The 15,554-nt window shown below is 64.7% G+C and carries 19 protein-coding genes and 2 pseudogenes; 6 read left to right on the forward strand and 15 right to left on the reverse strand.

What is annotated here, in order from left to right:
• Positions 1-56 precede the first annotated feature (56 nt).
• The 10 genes and pseudogenes from V5F77_RS11230 to V5F77_RS11275 form a co-directional block, all read right to left on the reverse strand.
• Positions 57-1,379, reverse strand: a complete 1,323-nt coding sequence (locus V5F77_RS11230) for an ATP-binding protein (protein WP_429005429.1) — start codon at positions 1,377-1,379, stop codon at positions 57-59.
• Positions 1,376-2,089 (reverse strand): response regulator, encoded by a 714-nt coding sequence (locus tag V5F77_RS11235; protein WP_429005430.1) that lies wholly within the window; start codon positions 2,087-2,089, stop codon positions 1,376-1,378. Before V5F77_RS11235 ends, V5F77_RS11230 begins: the two co-directional genes overlap by 4 nt.
• A 248-nt stretch (positions 2,090-2,337) precedes the next feature.
• Entirely contained in the window at positions 2,338-2,664 is a 327-nt protein-coding gene (locus tag V5F77_RS11240; RefSeq protein ID WP_429005431.1) for a DUF736 domain-containing protein, read from the reverse strand.
• A gap of 248 nt (positions 2,665-2,912) precedes the next feature.
• Positions 2,913-3,029, reverse strand: coding sequence for a hypothetical protein (locus tag V5F77_RS11245; RefSeq protein ID WP_429005467.1), 117 nt, complete (start codon positions 3,027-3,029; stop codon positions 2,913-2,915).
• A gap of 14 nt (positions 3,030-3,043) precedes the next feature.
• Positions 3,044-3,600, reverse strand: a pseudogene (locus tag V5F77_RS11250) (DNA-binding protein); the annotation flags it as partial.
• Positions 3,601-3,749: 149 nt separating this feature from the next.
• Positions 3,750-4,088, reverse strand: coding sequence for a PhnD/SsuA/transferrin family substrate-binding protein (locus tag V5F77_RS11255; RefSeq protein ID WP_429005468.1), 339 nt, complete (start codon positions 4,086-4,088; stop codon positions 3,750-3,752).
• Positions 4,058-4,462, reverse strand: a complete 405-nt coding sequence (locus V5F77_RS11260; RefSeq protein WP_429005469.1) for an OsmC family protein — start codon at positions 4,460-4,462, stop codon at positions 4,058-4,060. The genes V5F77_RS11255 and V5F77_RS11260 overlap by 31 nt, the downstream gene beginning before the upstream one ends.
• Positions 4,463-4,470: 8 nt before the next feature.
• Positions 4,471-4,707, reverse strand: a complete 237-nt coding sequence (locus V5F77_RS11265) for a thioredoxin family protein (RefSeq protein WP_429005432.1) — start codon at positions 4,705-4,707, stop codon at positions 4,471-4,473.
• Between the two features lie 20 nt (positions 4,708-4,727).
• Positions 4,728-5,792 carry a permease gene (locus V5F77_RS11270; RefSeq protein ID WP_429005433.1) on the reverse strand — a complete coding sequence of 355 codons (1,065 nt, stop codon included), beginning with the start codon at positions 5,790-5,792 and terminating at the stop codon, positions 4,728-4,730.
• The gene (locus V5F77_RS11275; RefSeq protein WP_429005434.1) at positions 5,789-6,088 is read right to left on the reverse strand and encodes an ArsR/SmtB family transcription factor; all 300 of its coding nucleotides are present in this window, start codon (positions 6,086-6,088) and stop codon (positions 5,789-5,791) included. Before V5F77_RS11275 ends, V5F77_RS11270 begins: the two co-directional genes overlap by 4 nt.
• 288 nt (positions 6,089-6,376) lie before the next feature.
• Between V5F77_RS11275 and V5F77_RS11280 the strand changes: the two genes are divergently transcribed.
• Positions 6,377-6,943: a Spy/CpxP family protein refolding chaperone gene (locus V5F77_RS11280; RefSeq protein ID WP_429005435.1), complete on the forward strand. Its 567-nt coding sequence runs from the start codon at positions 6,377-6,379 to the stop codon at positions 6,941-6,943.
• A gap of 319 nt (positions 6,944-7,262) precedes the next feature.
• On the opposite strand, the gene V5F77_RS11285 is transcribed toward V5F77_RS11280, so the two are convergent.
• Both V5F77_RS11285 and V5F77_RS11290 read right to left on the reverse strand, forming a co-directional pair.
• Positions 7,263-8,615 carry a ferredoxin reductase family protein gene (locus V5F77_RS11285; RefSeq protein ID WP_429005436.1) on the reverse strand — a complete coding sequence of 451 codons (1,353 nt, stop codon included), beginning with the start codon at positions 8,613-8,615 and terminating at the stop codon, positions 7,263-7,265.
• Positions 8,616-8,630: 15 nt separating this feature from the next.
• Positions 8,631-8,774: a hypothetical protein gene (locus V5F77_RS11290; protein WP_429005437.1), complete on the reverse strand. Its 144-nt coding sequence runs from the start codon at positions 8,772-8,774 to the stop codon at positions 8,631-8,633.
• Between the two features lie 16 nt (positions 8,775-8,790).
• On the opposite strand from V5F77_RS11290, the gene V5F77_RS11295 reads away from it, so the two are divergent.
• The 3 genes and pseudogenes from V5F77_RS11295 (at position 8,791) to V5F77_RS11305 (ending at position 10,255) form a co-directional block, all read left to right on the forward strand.
• Positions 8,791-9,117 carry an FtsX-like permease family protein gene (locus V5F77_RS11295; protein WP_429005438.1) on the forward strand — a complete coding sequence of 109 codons (327 nt, stop codon included), beginning with the start codon at positions 8,791-8,793 and terminating at the stop codon, positions 9,115-9,117.
• Positions 9,068-9,520, forward strand: a complete 453-nt coding sequence (locus tag V5F77_RS11300) for an ATP-binding cassette domain-containing protein (protein WP_429005439.1) — start codon at positions 9,068-9,070, stop codon at positions 9,518-9,520. The genes V5F77_RS11295 and V5F77_RS11300 overlap by 50 nt, the downstream gene beginning before the upstream one ends.
• A gap of 27 nt (positions 9,521-9,547) precedes the next feature.
• Positions 9,548-10,255, forward strand: a pseudogene (locus V5F77_RS11305) (transposase).
• Positions 10,256-10,280: 25 nt separating this feature from the next.
• On the opposite strand, the gene V5F77_RS11310 reads toward V5F77_RS11305, so the two are convergent.
• Complete coding sequence (locus V5F77_RS11310; RefSeq protein ID WP_429005440.1) at positions 10,281-11,453, reverse strand: MFS transporter; 1,173 nt, start codon at positions 11,451-11,453, stop codon at positions 10,281-10,283.
• On the reverse strand, positions 11,450-11,788 hold the full coding sequence (locus tag V5F77_RS11315) for an antibiotic biosynthesis monooxygenase (RefSeq protein ID WP_429005441.1): 339 nt from the start codon (positions 11,786-11,788) through the stop codon (positions 11,450-11,452). Before V5F77_RS11315 ends, V5F77_RS11310 begins: the two co-directional genes overlap by 4 nt.
• A 108-nt stretch (positions 11,789-11,896) precedes the next feature.
• Between V5F77_RS11315 and V5F77_RS11320 the strand changes: the two genes are divergently transcribed.
• Entirely contained in the window at positions 11,897-12,784 is an 888-nt protein-coding gene (locus V5F77_RS11320) for a LysR family transcriptional regulator (RefSeq protein WP_429005442.1), read from the forward strand.
• 607 nt (positions 12,785-13,391) lie between these two features.
• On the opposite strand, the gene V5F77_RS11325 is transcribed toward V5F77_RS11320, so the two are convergent.
• Complete coding sequence (locus V5F77_RS11325; RefSeq protein ID WP_429005443.1) at positions 13,392-14,417, reverse strand: GntR family transcriptional regulator; 1,026 nt, start codon at positions 14,415-14,417, stop codon at positions 13,392-13,394.
• A 32-nt stretch (positions 14,418-14,449) separates the two neighbouring features.
• On the opposite strand from V5F77_RS11325, the gene V5F77_RS11330 reads away from it, so the two are divergent.
• Entirely contained in the window at positions 14,450-15,535 is a 1,086-nt protein-coding gene (locus tag V5F77_RS11330; protein WP_429005444.1) for an isocitrate/isopropylmalate dehydrogenase family protein, read from the forward strand.
• Positions 15,536-15,554 lie beyond the last annotated feature (19 nt).

The following is a 15,554-nucleotide window of genomic DNA, read 5'->3' on the forward strand; positions in this document are numbered from 1 at the left end:
TTCCGGTAGCGGAGAGCGATAGCGTGCGGCGCGTCACGCCGCGTATCGCTTCTGTATCAGTTTGTTTCAGCCTGGACCTTGGGCAGGCGCACCGTGGCGATGAGGCCGCCGCCGGGGACGTTGGCGAGGGCCAGCGCGCCGCCGTGCGCCTCGGCCACCGCGCTGGCAATGGTGAGGCCGAGGCCCACGCCGCCCGTGGCGCGGCTGCGCGAGGCTTCAAGCCGCACGAAGGGCTCGAGCACGGCGGCGAGTTGGTCCTCTGGAATCCCCGGTCCCTCATCCCGCACCGTCAGGACGGCATCCGCTTCCTCGTCCATAATTGACACATGCGCGGAGCCGCCATAGGCGAGCGCGTTATCCACCAGATTGCCCACCATCCGCTTCAGGCTGACGAGCCGTCCCGCGACGACGAGGCGCGGCGGCGCCGAAAGATCGGCCCGCAGGCCCCGGTCCCGCGCGTCGTCCACGATGGTTTCCACCAGGGCCACGAGATCGAGCTGCCGCACCGGCTCCTCGCTCGCCTCGCCGCGCAGGTAGGAGAGCGTGGCCTCGACCATCTGCTCCATCTCCGCGACGTCCCCGGCGATGGCATCGCGCAGCGCCGGGTCGCTCACATCCTCAAGGCGGAAGCGCAGGCGTGTCATGGGCGTGCGCAGATCGTGGGAGACCGCGGCGAGGGCCTGGGTGCGCCGCTCGACCAGCCCGGCGATCCGCGCCTGCATCCCGTTGAAGGCGTGGGCCAGCTCGCGGACCTCCTTAGGCCCCGTCTCGGGCAGGTGAATGCGCGCCGCATCCGGCGGAAGGGCCGCGACGGTGCGCGCCATGGCCCGCAAAGGCCGCGTGAGCCATGCGGCGATGGCGAGGGACAGGAGCAGCACCCCCGCCGCCATCAGCGTGGTGGACAACAGGGAGCCGTGGCTCCCGGAGGTCTGCGGCACCGAGGCGAACAGGCGCACATTCAGCCAGCTCCCGTCGGGCAGGCGCACGGCCACGAGGCTAAGGTGCGGATCTGGCCCGGCGCCAACCAGAATGTCCGCTGTGGCAAGGTCCGGTGCGAGGGCGCGAACTTCGGCGGCGAGGCGCTGGGCGGACGGGTCGGCGTGGGGCCCCGTCGCCGCCATGGCCGCGCGGCCCCAATGGGCATCGATGGCGCCCCCCGACAGGGCATGAGCCACGTCCTCGCGCTGGTCCGGCGGCGTCGCGGCGAGCGACCGGCGCAGCGCCACGACCTGGTCGGCGAGGCGGACGGCATGTGCCGCATGGCGCTCCCGCTCCATGGCATGTTCGTAGGTCCACAGGCTCAGCACATGGACCACGACGATTCCGAGCACGGCCACGACTGCGGTCCGCAGGGCGAGGCTGTCGAGGGCGCGGATCATGAGCGCGCCACCTCCGGGACGAAGAAATAGCCGGTTCCGCGCACCGTCTTGACCATCTCCGGCCCACCGCTCGAATCAAGCTTCCTGCGCAGCCGGCTTACCTGGATGTCGATCGCCCGGTCAAAGCCGGTGGCGATGCGGTTCTTCGCGGCATCCATCAGCTGGTCGCGCGTCAGCACGCGCTGGGGATGCTCGAGGAAGGTCAGCAACAGGTCGTATTCGCCGGTGGAGAGATCGACGATGGCGGCTTCCGGATTGGTCAGCTCCCGCCGTCGGGTGTCGAGCGTCCAGCCGGAAAACGTCAGGCAGGTGCCCCCGCTAGCAGAGGCGGGGTCGGACAGCCGCGTCCGCCGCAGCACGGCATGGATGCGGGCGAGCAGTTCGCGTGGATTGAAGGGCTTCGCCAGATAGTCGTCGGCGCCCAGTTCCAGCCCGACGATCCGGTCGACGTCGCTGCCGCGGGCGGTCAGCATGATGATGGGCACGTTCGAGGTGCGGCGGATGTCCCGGCACAGATCAAGCCCGCTCGCCCCCGGCAGCATGACGTCGAGAATGACGAGGTCCACCGTGCCGGCGGCCATCGCCTCCCGCATCTCGCGGGCATCCTGCGCGGCCGTGACCTTGTGCCCGTGCTCGCGCAGGAACTTGCCGGCGAGGCGCCGGATCTCGGCATCGTCGTCAACGATGAGGATGTGGCCTTCGGGAGACACGGCGTGATGCATTCCTGAGCGACATTCCAATGGCGGCTCGTAGCCTTATAGATCATTTCGCCCGGCCGCAGCGCAGCCCAGGTCCTTGCGACAAATTGGATGCTGGAGAAGCCGGCCCTGCATGGCGCGAAAGTCCTTGGCCCTTACAATATGTCGCGATCTCCCCGGCCGGGGAATTGGGCGGCAGTGTTGGTCGGCCCGCTTGGGTATCGAGGCCCCGGCCGGATCCGGCCGGGGCCTCGGGCGGCTCACTCGCCGCGGCGCCCGCTGGGGCGGGACCAGATCAGCGAGAAGGTGTCGCCTTCCTCGTCGTCGAAGAGATTGGCGTAGATCGGGGCGTTGAAGCTCGGATCGTCGAGCTTGAGGCCCAGATAGTCGCGGCCCTCGCTGGGGCGCTTGGACCAGGCGGCACCGATCTCGGCACGGGCCACCAGGACCCGGTGGCTGGGAGCGCCCTCGCCGTTGGCGCGCAGGTCGGGAAGGATGCGCACGCCCTTGGCCTGGACGCTGAGGATGACGATCTCGCCGGTGAACTCGTTCGCGCCGGTCTTCTTGAAGGTGCCGATGGTGGCCATTGTCGATCTCCGTCTTCCGTTTCCGAGCCCGCACCGTTGCGGCCTCGATGGCGATCGAAGGGCCGGAGGCGACCACCGCCGCACCCCGGCAGGAGCCTGATGGTCAAGGAGGACTTTCTTGTCGCGCGAGGAATGGGCGGAACGCCCAGGGGAAGAAAGTCCGACACCGCCATTGCGGCATGGCCGGTCGAGGCACAGCCGGCCTTCGGCCAGATCAGGCCATGGAAGAGGCCTGCTGGCGCGCGCGATCAACGGTCGGAGAAAGAAGATGCTAGCGACCTCTCGCGCGCCCGGCAGGAAGCCCGTCCGTGCAGCAGCACCATGTCGGGGTGCTTGGAATGCACCCGGTCGAGCTTTGCCCAGATGAGCGTGTGATCGGCTGTGTCACCGCCTGCAGGATGCGGGCCTTGGTGACCCGACCAAGGAAGTGTCGACGGTGGGCTTCCATCCGGCGGCCACCATGTCGAGCGCCACCGCCTGTGCCAGCCTATCGGCATGGGCGAAGGCGCGGGGACGCCGGTTCCAGGCCTCCTGCACGGCATTGACCGAGAGGCTCACCACATGGGCGAACAAGGCGGCCTGGCTGTCGCGGTCCCACCCGCTCAGGGTGTCCCAGAGCGAGACCGGCTCCTTGGGCAGCGCCTTGGCCCAGCTCTCATCTCGGATGCGGATGGCCTCGGCGGAGACGCTGTCGTTGAGGCCCGGCGCCTGGGCGTTGAAAGACACGCTTTTCAGATTGAGCTTGAGGCAGCTGTCCGAGCCGTAGGCATAGAAGTCCTTCAGCGTGAGGGCGTGGACCGCCGCCAGGAAGGCCACATCGGGCTGCTCGCCGAGCGCGTGGCGCAGGCCGAGGGTCTGATGGGTGGTCAGTTCGGTGAGCAATCGGTCGGAGATCGGCGTGCGGCCGTCTTCTTCCTCGGGCTCCGCAGGCGCATCATATGCGGCTGCCTCCTGATGAGGGGCCGAGGCTGCGTGGGTGTAACCATAGCTCTCGGCAAAACGGTCTTGGTCCTCCTCGACAACGGCCAGGGGCACCTTGAGGGTAACAGGCCACTGGCGGGGGTCGAGGCGCGCGATCATGGATCTCACCCGGTGCCCGCGACGAGCGCCGCCTTTGCGGCGATGGGGTCGAACAGGCTTGCCTCCAGCGGTACGAACCCGTCGAGCCGCAGCATGGCGAGCACCGCCTGGCCGTCCTCGTCCTCGTTCATGCGTGAAAACGCCTCCGTCAGCGCGGCGAATGCCTGTAGGTCTGCCGGATGGCGCGAGGCCGCGATGGGGGGAAAGCCGAGCCATTCGGATCGGCGCAGGATGGCGACCCGCGACGTCAGTTCTATAGGTGATAACGTCGAGCGCCCCGCCGGGCCTTGGTGGGGGCAGGGTTTCGTAAGGCTTACGTTTTCCTGCGGATTGTCCCGTCCAATCGGGTCGCTTCCGCCACAGTGTTCGAAATCGTGCCGTACTTGCGGACGTTGGTGTGGAGCAAAGCCAGGCGCTGCTCCGTCTCGTCCGTATCGATGATCAGTTCGTAATCCACGGAGATGATTTTCGGCGGCGCGTCCTGCCGAACGGCATGGAGCGTCACTTCCACCCCGCGCAACTCGAATTTCAGCATCGGGGCCACCCGCTCGATGCCCTTGATCATGCAGGCGGCGATGGCCGCGAGGAACAGTTCCGCCGGGTTGAACGCATCGGCGCGCCCGCCGATGTCGGTGTCGAGGGTGATCTCGGCCTCTTTGGTGCGGGCGAGGCTGCCGTGGGCGTTGATGCGCGATGCGCGAACCTTGTATTCCAGCATGACGGCGCTCACGTCGCGAGCCAGCGGGAAACATCGTCAGGCTTCGGCAGGCCACCGGCATGCACCACCTTGCCGTCGATGACGATGCCGGGGGTCGAGGCGATACCGTAGCCGGCGATCAGCGCATAATCGGTGACTTTCTCCACGGCGATGTCGAGCCCGAGCTTGGCCGCCTCGGCCCGTACCATCTGTGCCGCCGCCTCGCAGCGGGAGCAGCCGGGGCCGAGGATCTTCACGTCTTTCATGGCTTTTGCCCTTCTTGTTTTCAAGAAAACAGCGCGTTGAACAGGAAGCCCACGGCAAGGATCCCGGTTCCGACCACGCCCACGAATACGGCGATCAACTTCAGACTGAGGACTTTGCGCAGGATAATCATTTCCGGCAGAGACAGGGCGATCACTGCCATCATGAAGGCGAGCACGGTGCCCAGCGCGGCCCCCTTGGCGAGCAGAGCCTCGACCACCGGGATGATGCCCGCGGCATTGGAATACATGGGAATGCCCAGCAGAACCGCGGCAGGAACCGACCACCAGGCATCCCGCCCCATGATGGAGGCGAGGAGGTCCGCCGGCACGAAGCCGTGGATGAAAGCGCCCGCGGCGATGCCGGCGATGATCCACATCCAGACCTTGCCGACGATGTCACGCACCGCGTCGAGACCGGCCTTAATGCGCTCCACCAGCGTCATGCCGTTTGGTGGCAGTTCGACCGGACTGGCGCGCACATTGCGCACCCAGTCTTCCAGCCAGCCTTCCAGGTGCAGGCGGCCGATGACCCAGCCGGCGACGATGGCCACTGCAAGGCCGAAGCAAAGATAGGTGAGCGCCACCTTCCAGCCGACCAGCGCAAACAGCAGGCCCAGCGCCACTTCATTCACCATGGGCGCGGCGATGAGGAAGGAGAAGGTGACGCCAAGCGGCACGCCGGCGGAGACGAAGCCGACAAACAATGGCACCGCCGAGCAAGAGCAGAAGGGCGTGACGATGCCGAGGCCGGCGGCCGCGATATTGCCGAGCCCTTCGCGCTTGCCGGCGAGCAGCGCACGGGTGCGCTCGGCGGAAAAGAAGCTGCGCACCACGCCCATGGCGAACACCACCAGCGTCAGCAACATCAGCACCTTGGGCGTGTCGTAGATGAAGAATTCGACCGCTTCGGCGAGATGGCTGCCGGGCTCCACCGGCAGGCGCGCCACCAGCCATTGGGAGAAGGGCGCAAGCTGGGCATAGACCACAAACCAGAGCGCGATTGCCGCGAGCGTTGCCAACCCCCAGGCCAGAGGCGACGCATCTCGTGGCGGTTTGCGCTCGGTCAATGACAGGTCGGCGCTCATGCCGCTCTCCTGCTCGATGAAGCGTTCAGGCTTGAGAGGATAGCATCGACGATGGCCGCCTGCTCGGCCGGCAATTCGGGATTGCGGCGGTAGCGCACCCATTGAGCGTCCCGCCGATCCACCACCACGCCGGCCTGCTTGAGCACCGCCATATGGCGCGACATGCGGGACTGGGTGACACCAAGGACGCGCACGAGCTCGCAGACGCAATGCTCGCGCCCGTCCCACAGAAGGCGGACCGCCGCGAGGCGGGTAGGTTCGGCCAGGGCCGACAGAAGGGTGAGGGCAGGTTCCATAGAGCTTTAATATGCTCATGCGCATATGCGTGCAAGCGCATTTTTGGTCGCAGGCCATTGCCGGTAGCGCCGTGTTTCGGCCATCGGTGACGATGGTTTCGGGTGTGCCCGCCCGCCGCTGTGGTTCCCGCGACAGGACTGCGGAAGCCGTGCGTCCTGCATCACGATTGGGGCATCGCGCGCGGATTGATGCGTCAGGAGGCGCGGGCTCGGCCTAGGATGTCCGGGCTCGACCCCGGTTCAGTTCGGAGGGGCGGACGTGTCCGCCCCGCAACAAGGGAGAGCGTCATGAAGATCAAGTCTGTTTCCGTCACGGGCGTCGCAGCGTTTGCGCTGGCCGCGGCGGCATTGTTCGCTGTGCCGGCGAGCGCCCAGATGGGCGGTGGGCCGGGCTATGGTCCGGGTATGATGGGTCAGGGTGCGGGTTATATGGGCCCCGGCCAGGGGGGCTGGGGTCCCGGGTTCAATCGCCCGGCCCGGAGCATGATGGGCGGCTGCGGTGGCTGGATGACGGGTGATGCCGACGGCCAGCTCCCCGCCTTCATCGAGGGCCGAGTTGCCTTCCTGAAGGCCGAGCTCGGCGTCACCGATGCGCAGGCCAAGGCATGGGACGCCTATGTGGTGGCGATGAAGAACAATTTCGTCAGCATGCAGGGCCTGCGCCAGGCCATGCGCACCAGCTTTGACGCCGATACGCCGCTGGAGCGCCTGGAGTCCCGTATCGCGGTGATGGAAGCCCGCGCCGCCGCTCTCAAGGAGATGAAGCAACCGCTAAGCGACCTCTACGCCGCGCTCAGCGATGGCCAGAAGAAGAAGGCCAATGAGCTGCTCACCGGCATGGGATGCATGATGTGATGTGAGCGTGACGGGGCGGGCCTCGCCGCCGGCCTGGGCGGATGTCCGTCGCCGACGTGCTTTCGACGTGCTTTGTCGCGCCCGGCAGGTCTCGTCGGGCCTGCTCCGCCAAACTGATGTTGCCGGGATTGTCGTCCGACTGATGGTCCCGTCACAGTCGCGCCGTTGACGAAGAACGGCATGATGCGCGGGCCCCTCCCCAACCGCGACAGGAGGCATGTCTCCAGGCGGTGGGCCCCGCGGGTGGAGCTACGGTCAGCGGTTCTGCGCACCGTCTGGGCTCCCGCCTCCGATTTGGACGCCATAGGTTGAGCACGCCTCACCGCATGTCGAAGAGCTCCTGATGGAACCTCTGCTCCACGGGAAAACCCGCGGCGGCAAAATCCCGTCGCAGCGTCGCCCCGAAGCCGGCTGGTCCGCAAAACCAGATGCTGGCCTCGCGCCAGTTCGGCACGGCCTCGCGGATGCGGGCGCCGGTCAACCGGCCGTCGCGCGGGCTGACCAGCAGGTGCAGGTGCACGTTGGCGGACCTTGCGTCTTCTCCGAGTTTGGCGAGCGCCCCCTCGTCCACATCGGAGGTGGCGTGGAACAGGTCGGCCGTCTGTCCCTCCGGCCAATCGGGCGCTTCGCCGCGCAGGGCCATGTGCTTCATGCGCGCGATGAACGGGGTGATGCCGATGCCGCCGCCGATCCAGATCTGGTTGCGGCAGTCGTCGTCGAAAGTGAAGCGGCCATAGGGCCCCTCGACCCGTACTTCCTGGCCCACCTTGAGCCTCTCCTTGAGGCGGCTGGTGTGGTCGCCCAGCTCCTTGGTTATGAACGTGATTCGCGGATGGTCCGGATGCCACCCCGACGCAATGGTGTAGGGATGCGCGCCTTCGGAGGCATCTGACAGGGCGAAGGCGAACTGGCCCGCCCGATGCCCCGGCCAGCCGGCGGGCACATCGATGATGGTTTCGAGCACCTTCACCCCCGGAAAATAGTTCAGCTCGGCAATGCGGCCCTTCACCTGCCGCGCGGCGCCGACCCGGCGCAGCAGCACCACCCCTGTGGCGAGGGTGCCGCCGGTCAGCAGCACCGCCATCACACCCCCGAGCGGCGTCATCCAGTCGGCGAAGTTCAGGAGCACCACCGTATGGAACACCAGCACCAGATAGGCGACAGCCAGCAGGCGGTGGGTCTTGTAGAACCAGCGGTAGGGAAAGATGCGGATCAGTGCCAGCGCGATCAGCACCATGGCTGCGTAGAAGGCCCATTCGCCGATGTTCTCGGCGGTGCCGCGCAGGCTTGAGAAGAAGGCCTCGATCGGGTTCTCGATGGGAGGGCGTGGGCCGCGGGCGGGTCGCTCCAGAAGACCCCAACCCACGGCCCATTTCGGCCCCTGCGCCCACAACCAATGGATGACGGCAACGACAAGCGCGGTGATGCCGAGCCATTTGTGGAGGCGATACATCTTGTCGAGGCCGCCCATCCAGTGTTCGGGCCAGCGCGGGCGCAGAGCTAGAACCATCGCCGCGCTCATGACCGCAATGGCGAGGACGCCTGTGTACTGCACGGCTACCGCCCGCACTGCGAAGAAGCCATTCAGCTGGAACGCCCCGGGCTCCGCAGCGATCCACAGCACTGACATGCAAGCCAGGAGGCCGAAAAGAGCCAACTTGATGTGTCGCATGTCTACGTTTCTCTTTCACGCCGCAACGAGACGCCATTGACGCTGAGCGAGCATCTCCATGGCGAAGAACACCCGAAAGTGGCGGATGCCGCATTGAGAGAACTCAAGGGACAGGTTTTGCACCCGCACCGCGCCGCCCGGCCAGATCGGGCTGTTCACGACAATCCTGCTCTTTGTGTCCGCGGTGATCATCGCCCTCATTGTCTATACGCTGACCATCGAGAAGCTGAAGCAGATCGCGACGCTCAAGCTGATCGGCGCCCCTGATCGCACGATCGTCCTGATGATCGTGCAGCAGGCCCTGGCGCTCGGCCTGATCGGGTTCGTGCTCGGCACGGCCATGATCTTCGCCATCAAGGATCACTTCCTGCGTCAGGTGGTCCTCGAGGCGGACAATGTGGCCGGGCTCGGCCTGATCGTGCTTGCGGTCTGCATCGCATCGAGCGACCTGCGTGTTCGCGCGGCATTGCGGGTTGATCCCGCCACGGCGCTCGGAGGCTAGGCGACATGGCATTGAACGGGATCCCCTGGTTCGCCTCGATCACATCTCCAAGCAACTCGGCACGGGAGCAACGCGTGTCGATGCCCTGCGCGACGTCTCGCTGACGGTCTACCCGCGCCAGGTTGTGGCTCAGCTGGGTCCGTCGGGATCCGGCAGGACGACACCGCTGAACGTGATCGGCTGCATCCTCGGCGCCTCGTCCGGATCGATGGCGCTCGATGGCGAGCGCGTGATCGAGGACGGGCGCTGGCTGAGGTCGGATCTCAGGCGTCTGCGGCTGGACAAGATCGGCTTCATTTTTCAGTTCCACAATCTGATCCCATTTCTCGACGCAACCGACAATGTGGCCCTCGTCCTGCGCCTAGCGGTGATCCTCCCTCGGTTTTGTGGACACCCATGTTAGGTTTTGCGAGCTTCACAGGAGTGTTCGATGGGCACACGGCGTCGGGTGTTTCCAGAGGCGTTCAAGCAAGAGGCCGTTGACCGGGTGACCTCCAGCGGCCTTTCCACCGGGCAGTTGGCACAGGAGCTGGGGCTGCACAAGACGGTGCTGCGCCGGTGGGTGAGAGACCTCGCCCCACGGGCGACCTGGCTGCGGAGAACGCCCGGCTCAAGCGGGAGAACGAGCGCCTGCGGATGGAGCGCGACATCCTAAAAAAGCCGCGCTCATCTTCGGAGCGGCCTCCCGATGAAGTTCGGGTTCGTCGATGAGCATCACGATGTGTGGCCGGTTCGGGTGATGTGTGCGACTCTGGGGCTGTCGGCCAGCGGCTATTATGCATGGCGCGCCCGGCCGGAGAGTTCGTGCGCGCAGACCAACCGGGCGCTCACCGAAGGTATCCGGCTGATCCACGAGGAGAGCGGCATTCAATATGCTGCCGAGGCCTACCGCGGGGCGCTTGCCACCGCGGGCATCACCCCATCCATGAGCCGCAAGGGCGATTGCTGGGACAATGCACCCATGGAGAGCTTCTTCCACACCCTGAAAACCGAGCGGGTCCATCATCGCCTCTATGCCACCCGGGCCAAGGCGCGACGGGACCTGTTCGGATACATTGAGGGCTTCTACAATCCCCGCCGCCTGCACTCGGCGCTCGGCTACATAAGCCCTGCCGAGATGGAACGCAGAGCGGCTTAACCCCGTCCACTTTTTCGGGGGAGGATCAGTCGGCATAGGTCTGCGCGCCAGCGGGGCATCCCATGCACAGCGCTGATCCAGCGGCGCCGACAAGCAGGGCTATGCCAGCCCACGATAGTCCGCCTGCTCCTGCGGTTTCGAGAATGACACCGCCCACGACGGCCCCACCGAAAATGGCGATATTCCATGCCGTGACGATCATCGCCTGGGCCACGTCGGCCACCGGGCCGGCCGCGCGCGCTGATGCGGTCTGAAAAACCGTCGCCGACCCGCCAAAAGCCAGTCCCCAGATCATTGCGGACCCATAGATCGCCAACGGGGCTCCGCTCGTCACCGCAAGTATGAAGACCGCCACAAGAAACAGGCCGATGCCGATGAAGGTCAAGGGTCGCAGCCATTTATCGATCAACGCGCCCGTCAGGCCAATACTGACAAGTGCGGCGCCCCCGAAGACCAGAAGGACACTGTCGATCTGGTCGGCCATGCGGTGGCCAGTCAGCAGTGGCGCGATGTAGGTGTAGAGGAGGTTGTGGGCCAGCACGAAGCAAAGCGTCACCGCCAGCACCGGCCGCACGCCTGGAACTGCAAAGACCTGGGCCAAGGAAGGGCGTTGCGTTTCAGGCTCGCCTGCAAAATCCGGCACCTTTACGATGATCCAGCCCACAAGCAGAAGTGCGATGACGCTGAGCAGACCGAAGGTCAGCCGCCACCCCGCGAGGATGCCCAGAAACGTGCCCGCCGGGATGCCGATGGAGAGCGCCAGGGGCGTCCCCGTCATTGCGATGGCCATGGCCCGCCCTGCCAAATGAGATGGCGCCATGCGAACCGCATAGCCGGCCAGCAACGCCCAGAGCAGGCCGGCCGATACGCCTCCGACGAAACGCGCCACCATTGCGACGACGAAGCTCGCGGTCAAGGCCGTGACCAGATTGGCGACGGCGAAACCGATGATGGCGCCAAGCAGGAGCGGTCGTCTGCGCCAGCTTCGCGTCGCTGCCGTCAGGGGAATCGCGGCGAGCAGCGACCCCAGCGCGTAGATGCTGATCCATTGTCCGGCCATTGCCTCGCTCACCCCCAGCGCCCCCCCGATCTGCGGGAGTAGCGCGGCCGGGAGGGCCTCCGTCAGGATCGTGACGAAGCCGGCAACCGCCAGTGCGCAAAGTCCCGCCACCGGCAGCCGATCGACTTGCGCCGTCACGCCGAGGCCTTCGGCAGTACCAGGTCGCCAACGGTGTAGGTGTGAAACTCGCAGGATGAGACGATGTCGAGCTTGCGGAACTTCTCAAGGAAGACCGGATCGGAAAAGAAGATTTCGACATCGCCGGGATCGGAAATCGCCTCAATATTCACGACCGTCAGCCCATCGGTGCTCTTGGCGAGGTTGCTCCACAGAAAGCCCGGCTTCCGCTCGGCAACATAGTGGACGACATCCTGGATCAGCCGGAACGCTTCCTCCTGCTTGCCGGGGTGAACGTGAATCACGTTGACGATGAAGGTCGTCGGGGCGGGCTCTATCGTGAAGGCGGGGATCATCTTCATATCCTTGGCTGCGGAAGGCCAAGGGATAGCGGACGGCTTGTTACGGAAAAATGGGCCGTCATTCCGGTGACTACGGAATAAAATTCGCGCAATAGTCAGGGCATGGACAAACTCACGGCGTTCGATGCCTTCGTGCAATCGGCTGAAACCGGCAGCTTCGTTGCAGCCGGCCGCAAGCTCGGCCTTTCCGCCTCGGCCGTTGGCAAGGCGGTGGTTCGCCTTGAACAACGGCTGGACGCGCGCCTGTTCCATCGCAACACGCGCAATATGACGCTGACCGAAGAGGGGCGGCTGTTCCTCGAACGCTGCCGCCGTATCTTCGAGGAGGTCGAGGCAGCGGAAGCCGAGCTTGCCCGATCCAATCGAACGCCGAGAGGGCGGCTGCGCGTGAGTCTGCCGCTGGTCGGCATGTTGCTGACACCGGTGATGGCTGATTTCATGCGCGCCTGGCCCGAGGTGCAACTCGACCTGGATTTCACCGATCGGCTGGTGGACGTTGTGGAGGAAGGGTTCGATGCGGTCGTTCGGACCGGGCAACCCTCGGACAGCCGGTTGATGAGCCGCAATGTCGGACGGTTCCGGCTGAAAATTGTCGCCTCACCCGCCTATCTGGCGAGATGCGGCGAGCCAGAAACCCCTGACGATCTGGCGCATCACCAATGTCTTCACCAACGGTCGCCGAGCACGGGCAAGCTACGACCCTGGCCGTTTGCTCGTACGGAAAGACAGGGAAGGATCATTCTGCCCGAGCGGATGAGCGCGACGGCGGTTGATCCTCTGATCGAGTTGGCGATCGAAGGAATGGGAATTGCCTGTCTGCCTCCCTTTGCAATCCGTAGCGAGATTGCTGACGGCCGTCTCGTGTCCATCCTGGACGAGTGGGTAACCGAGACCGATCAGTTCAATGTGCTCTGGCCGGCCAGCCGTCAGATCACGCCCAAACTGAGGGCGTTCGTCGACTTCATGGCCGAGCATCTGCAGCCGCAATAGGCGTAGCAGATCGCGTCGATGCGGCTGTTTTGGTGGCGGGCGGAGCTGCGGCGGCTTGGCGCGCGGTACGGAAATCGGCGGCGTTTGCGTAGCTATCGCGTCATAGCGTAAAATCAATGGGGATGGCGGGCCGGTAGAGATTCGAACTCCTTAGCCTCGCATTCCATCAAAACAGAAAGTGGTGGCAGCCAAGAGACAGCGCGCTGAGCGGGGGCGTGTCGACCGCTTGTATATCAGCTTCCGCAAGAGGCTGTTCGATCCGGGCTTCCGCCCGGCACACGACAACGGCGAGTCGGAGGGGGCGGAGTGTAGAAAGAGCCTAAACTGCCAGGTCTGCGACAAATTCCGAGAGAACAGTTCGTGCAAGGACTTCGAAGGCTGCGTTTTTGAATGGCTCGCGCCTGACGGTCGCGCGCTCGGGTCAAGACCGACGGTATGGGAAGTGACTCGATCAGCGAGCTCGACATGAGCTACGTGGAATAGAGGCGCGATAGAGCTTGGGGCCAAAACCGTCTCGATGGTAATTTATCGTTTCTCTTCTATCGTAGTCTTGCTTGCCAAAGCCAAATTCGCACATCATGGAAGCGGCCTCATCAGGCTCGTTCAACTAAGCTACACGATGAGATTTCGCACGAGCTCGCATCTTGAGCGTGCTGAGTTCATCCAAATGCTTCTTCATGAACTCCGCAGCCGCGTGACGCCTATCTGCAAGCAGCAGATCGAGAAGCTCGACATGCTCCATGCAGCGCCGACGGGCGCTGTCCCTGTCGAGCATCTGGCGATAGTCGATCAGGCGACGGAGACGGTCGATACGTTTCAGCGCGTCGATGAAGAAGCTGTTCCGGCTGCACTCGATGATGGCCTCGTGGAGGCCGCTGTTCAGTTCGAACAGGCGAGCGTCGGATACCCCGTATATGCCGCCATGGATGAGCCACTGCTGCTGCTCTCGACACCTCTCCAGTGTGGGCCGGTTGAGCATGAAGCCTGGTTCCATGATGGCGGCGGGCTCGATCAGCAGACGGAACCGGTAGCTGTCCTCATAGGCCTGAAGCGATGTGAGCACCGGCAGAAAGGCCCATCCATTGCCCGGCAGCCGCTCGATCCATCCCTCGTTCGTCATCCTGCGCAGGATATGGGTCAGCCGGCCGCGTGTGAGCTTGTAGCGACGCAGAAGCTCGTTCTCGGTGATCCGCTCGGGTAGCCGCCCCGAAACACGGTCATCGGCGATGTCTAGATAGATCTGTTCATCTTCATAGCTCGACGCGGACTCGAACGTCTGAATCTTCTCCCCGTCTGCCTTGGCGATGATGAAGCCGCCGCGGTCCCCCTGCCGGACGATGCCCGATGCCTCCAGCACCTTGAGTGCATTGCGCACCGGCGACCGGGACACCCGAAACATCTCGGCCAACCGCCGTTCAGCGAGCCGCTCGCCCTCGCTCAGGCGCTCGGCGTGAATGTGCTCAACGATCTGGGCGACCAGCTGATTGATAAGTGGGGTTGTCTGCATGCTCGGAATCCAAGGGCACTCCCCTTTTGCCACACGGAAATCTGTATACCAAATCACGTTGGTCTTTTGCCATTGCAAAGTACCAAATATGCCCCTATAAGGCATTTCACAACGATAAAAGACCATGCGGCAATGTCCGCGATCTGGGAGCGGCTCAAGTGCGAATCCTTGTTCTTCCAGGCGATGGCATTGGCCCGGAAATCACCGAGGCCACGCTGCGAGCGCTCGACGCGCTCAGCGCTCGCCTCGATCTGAAGTTCGATTTCGATGAGCGGGCCATTGGCCTCGAGGCGCTGGCCGAGCGCGGCACAACCTTGCCGCTCGAAGTCATCGAGCGAGTGCCGGGGGTAGATGGCGTGATCCTCGGCCCCGTCTCGCACTACGAATATCCGTCGCGGCAGCACGGGGGAATCAATCCTTCCGGAGAATTGCGCACGCATTTCGCGCTCTTCGCCAATATTCGCCCGTGTCGGTCGCGCCCCGAACTAACCATCCTTCGTCGTCCGATGGATCTCGTCGTGGTGCGCGAGAACACCGAGGGTTTCTATTCCGACCGCAATATGTTTGCCGGCACCGGCGAGTTCATGCCGGACGAGAACATGGCGCTCTCGATGCGCAAGATCACCGCCAGAGCTTCCGAGCAGGTAGCGCGCGCCGCATTCGACCTCGCCCGCGGGCGGCGCAAGAAGGTGACAGCAGTTCACAAGGCGAATGTGCTGATGCTCTCTGATGGCCTATTCTTGAGAGAGGTGCGCAAGGTCGCTGCCGAATATCCGGACGTTTTTCTGGAAGAGTTGATCGTCGATGCGACCGCCGCCCACCTGATCCGCACGCCGGACCGCTTCGACGTCATCGTCACCACTAATATGTTCGGCGACATCCTCTCGGATGAGGCGTCCGAGCTTTGCGGCAGCCTTGGTCTTGGCGGCTCTATCAGTGTCGGCGACGGCATCTGCGTAGCCCAAGCGCAGCACGGCTCCGCCCCCGATATCGCCGGGCGCAACGTCGCGAATCCGACGTCACTGATGCTCTCGGCGGCCATGCTGCTGGACTGGCGCGGGCGCCGTGACGGCAACAAGGCGCTGATCGAGGCCGCTGCCGTGCTTGAAAAGGCGATAGGCAAAGTTCTGGGCAACCCGGCGACGCGCACCGCCGATCTTGGCGGCTCGCTTTCCACAGATGCTTTCACCGACGCTGTGTGTGCTGCCGTTACCCACCCGTCCGCCGCTGGACAGGCGGCCTGAGTTCCAACACTCAACCGAA

It is taken from the genome of Roseixanthobacter psychrophilus, assembly GCF_043195195.1.
Taxonomy (GTDB): domain Bacteria; phylum Pseudomonadota; class Alphaproteobacteria; order Rhizobiales; family Xanthobacteraceae; genus NCEH01.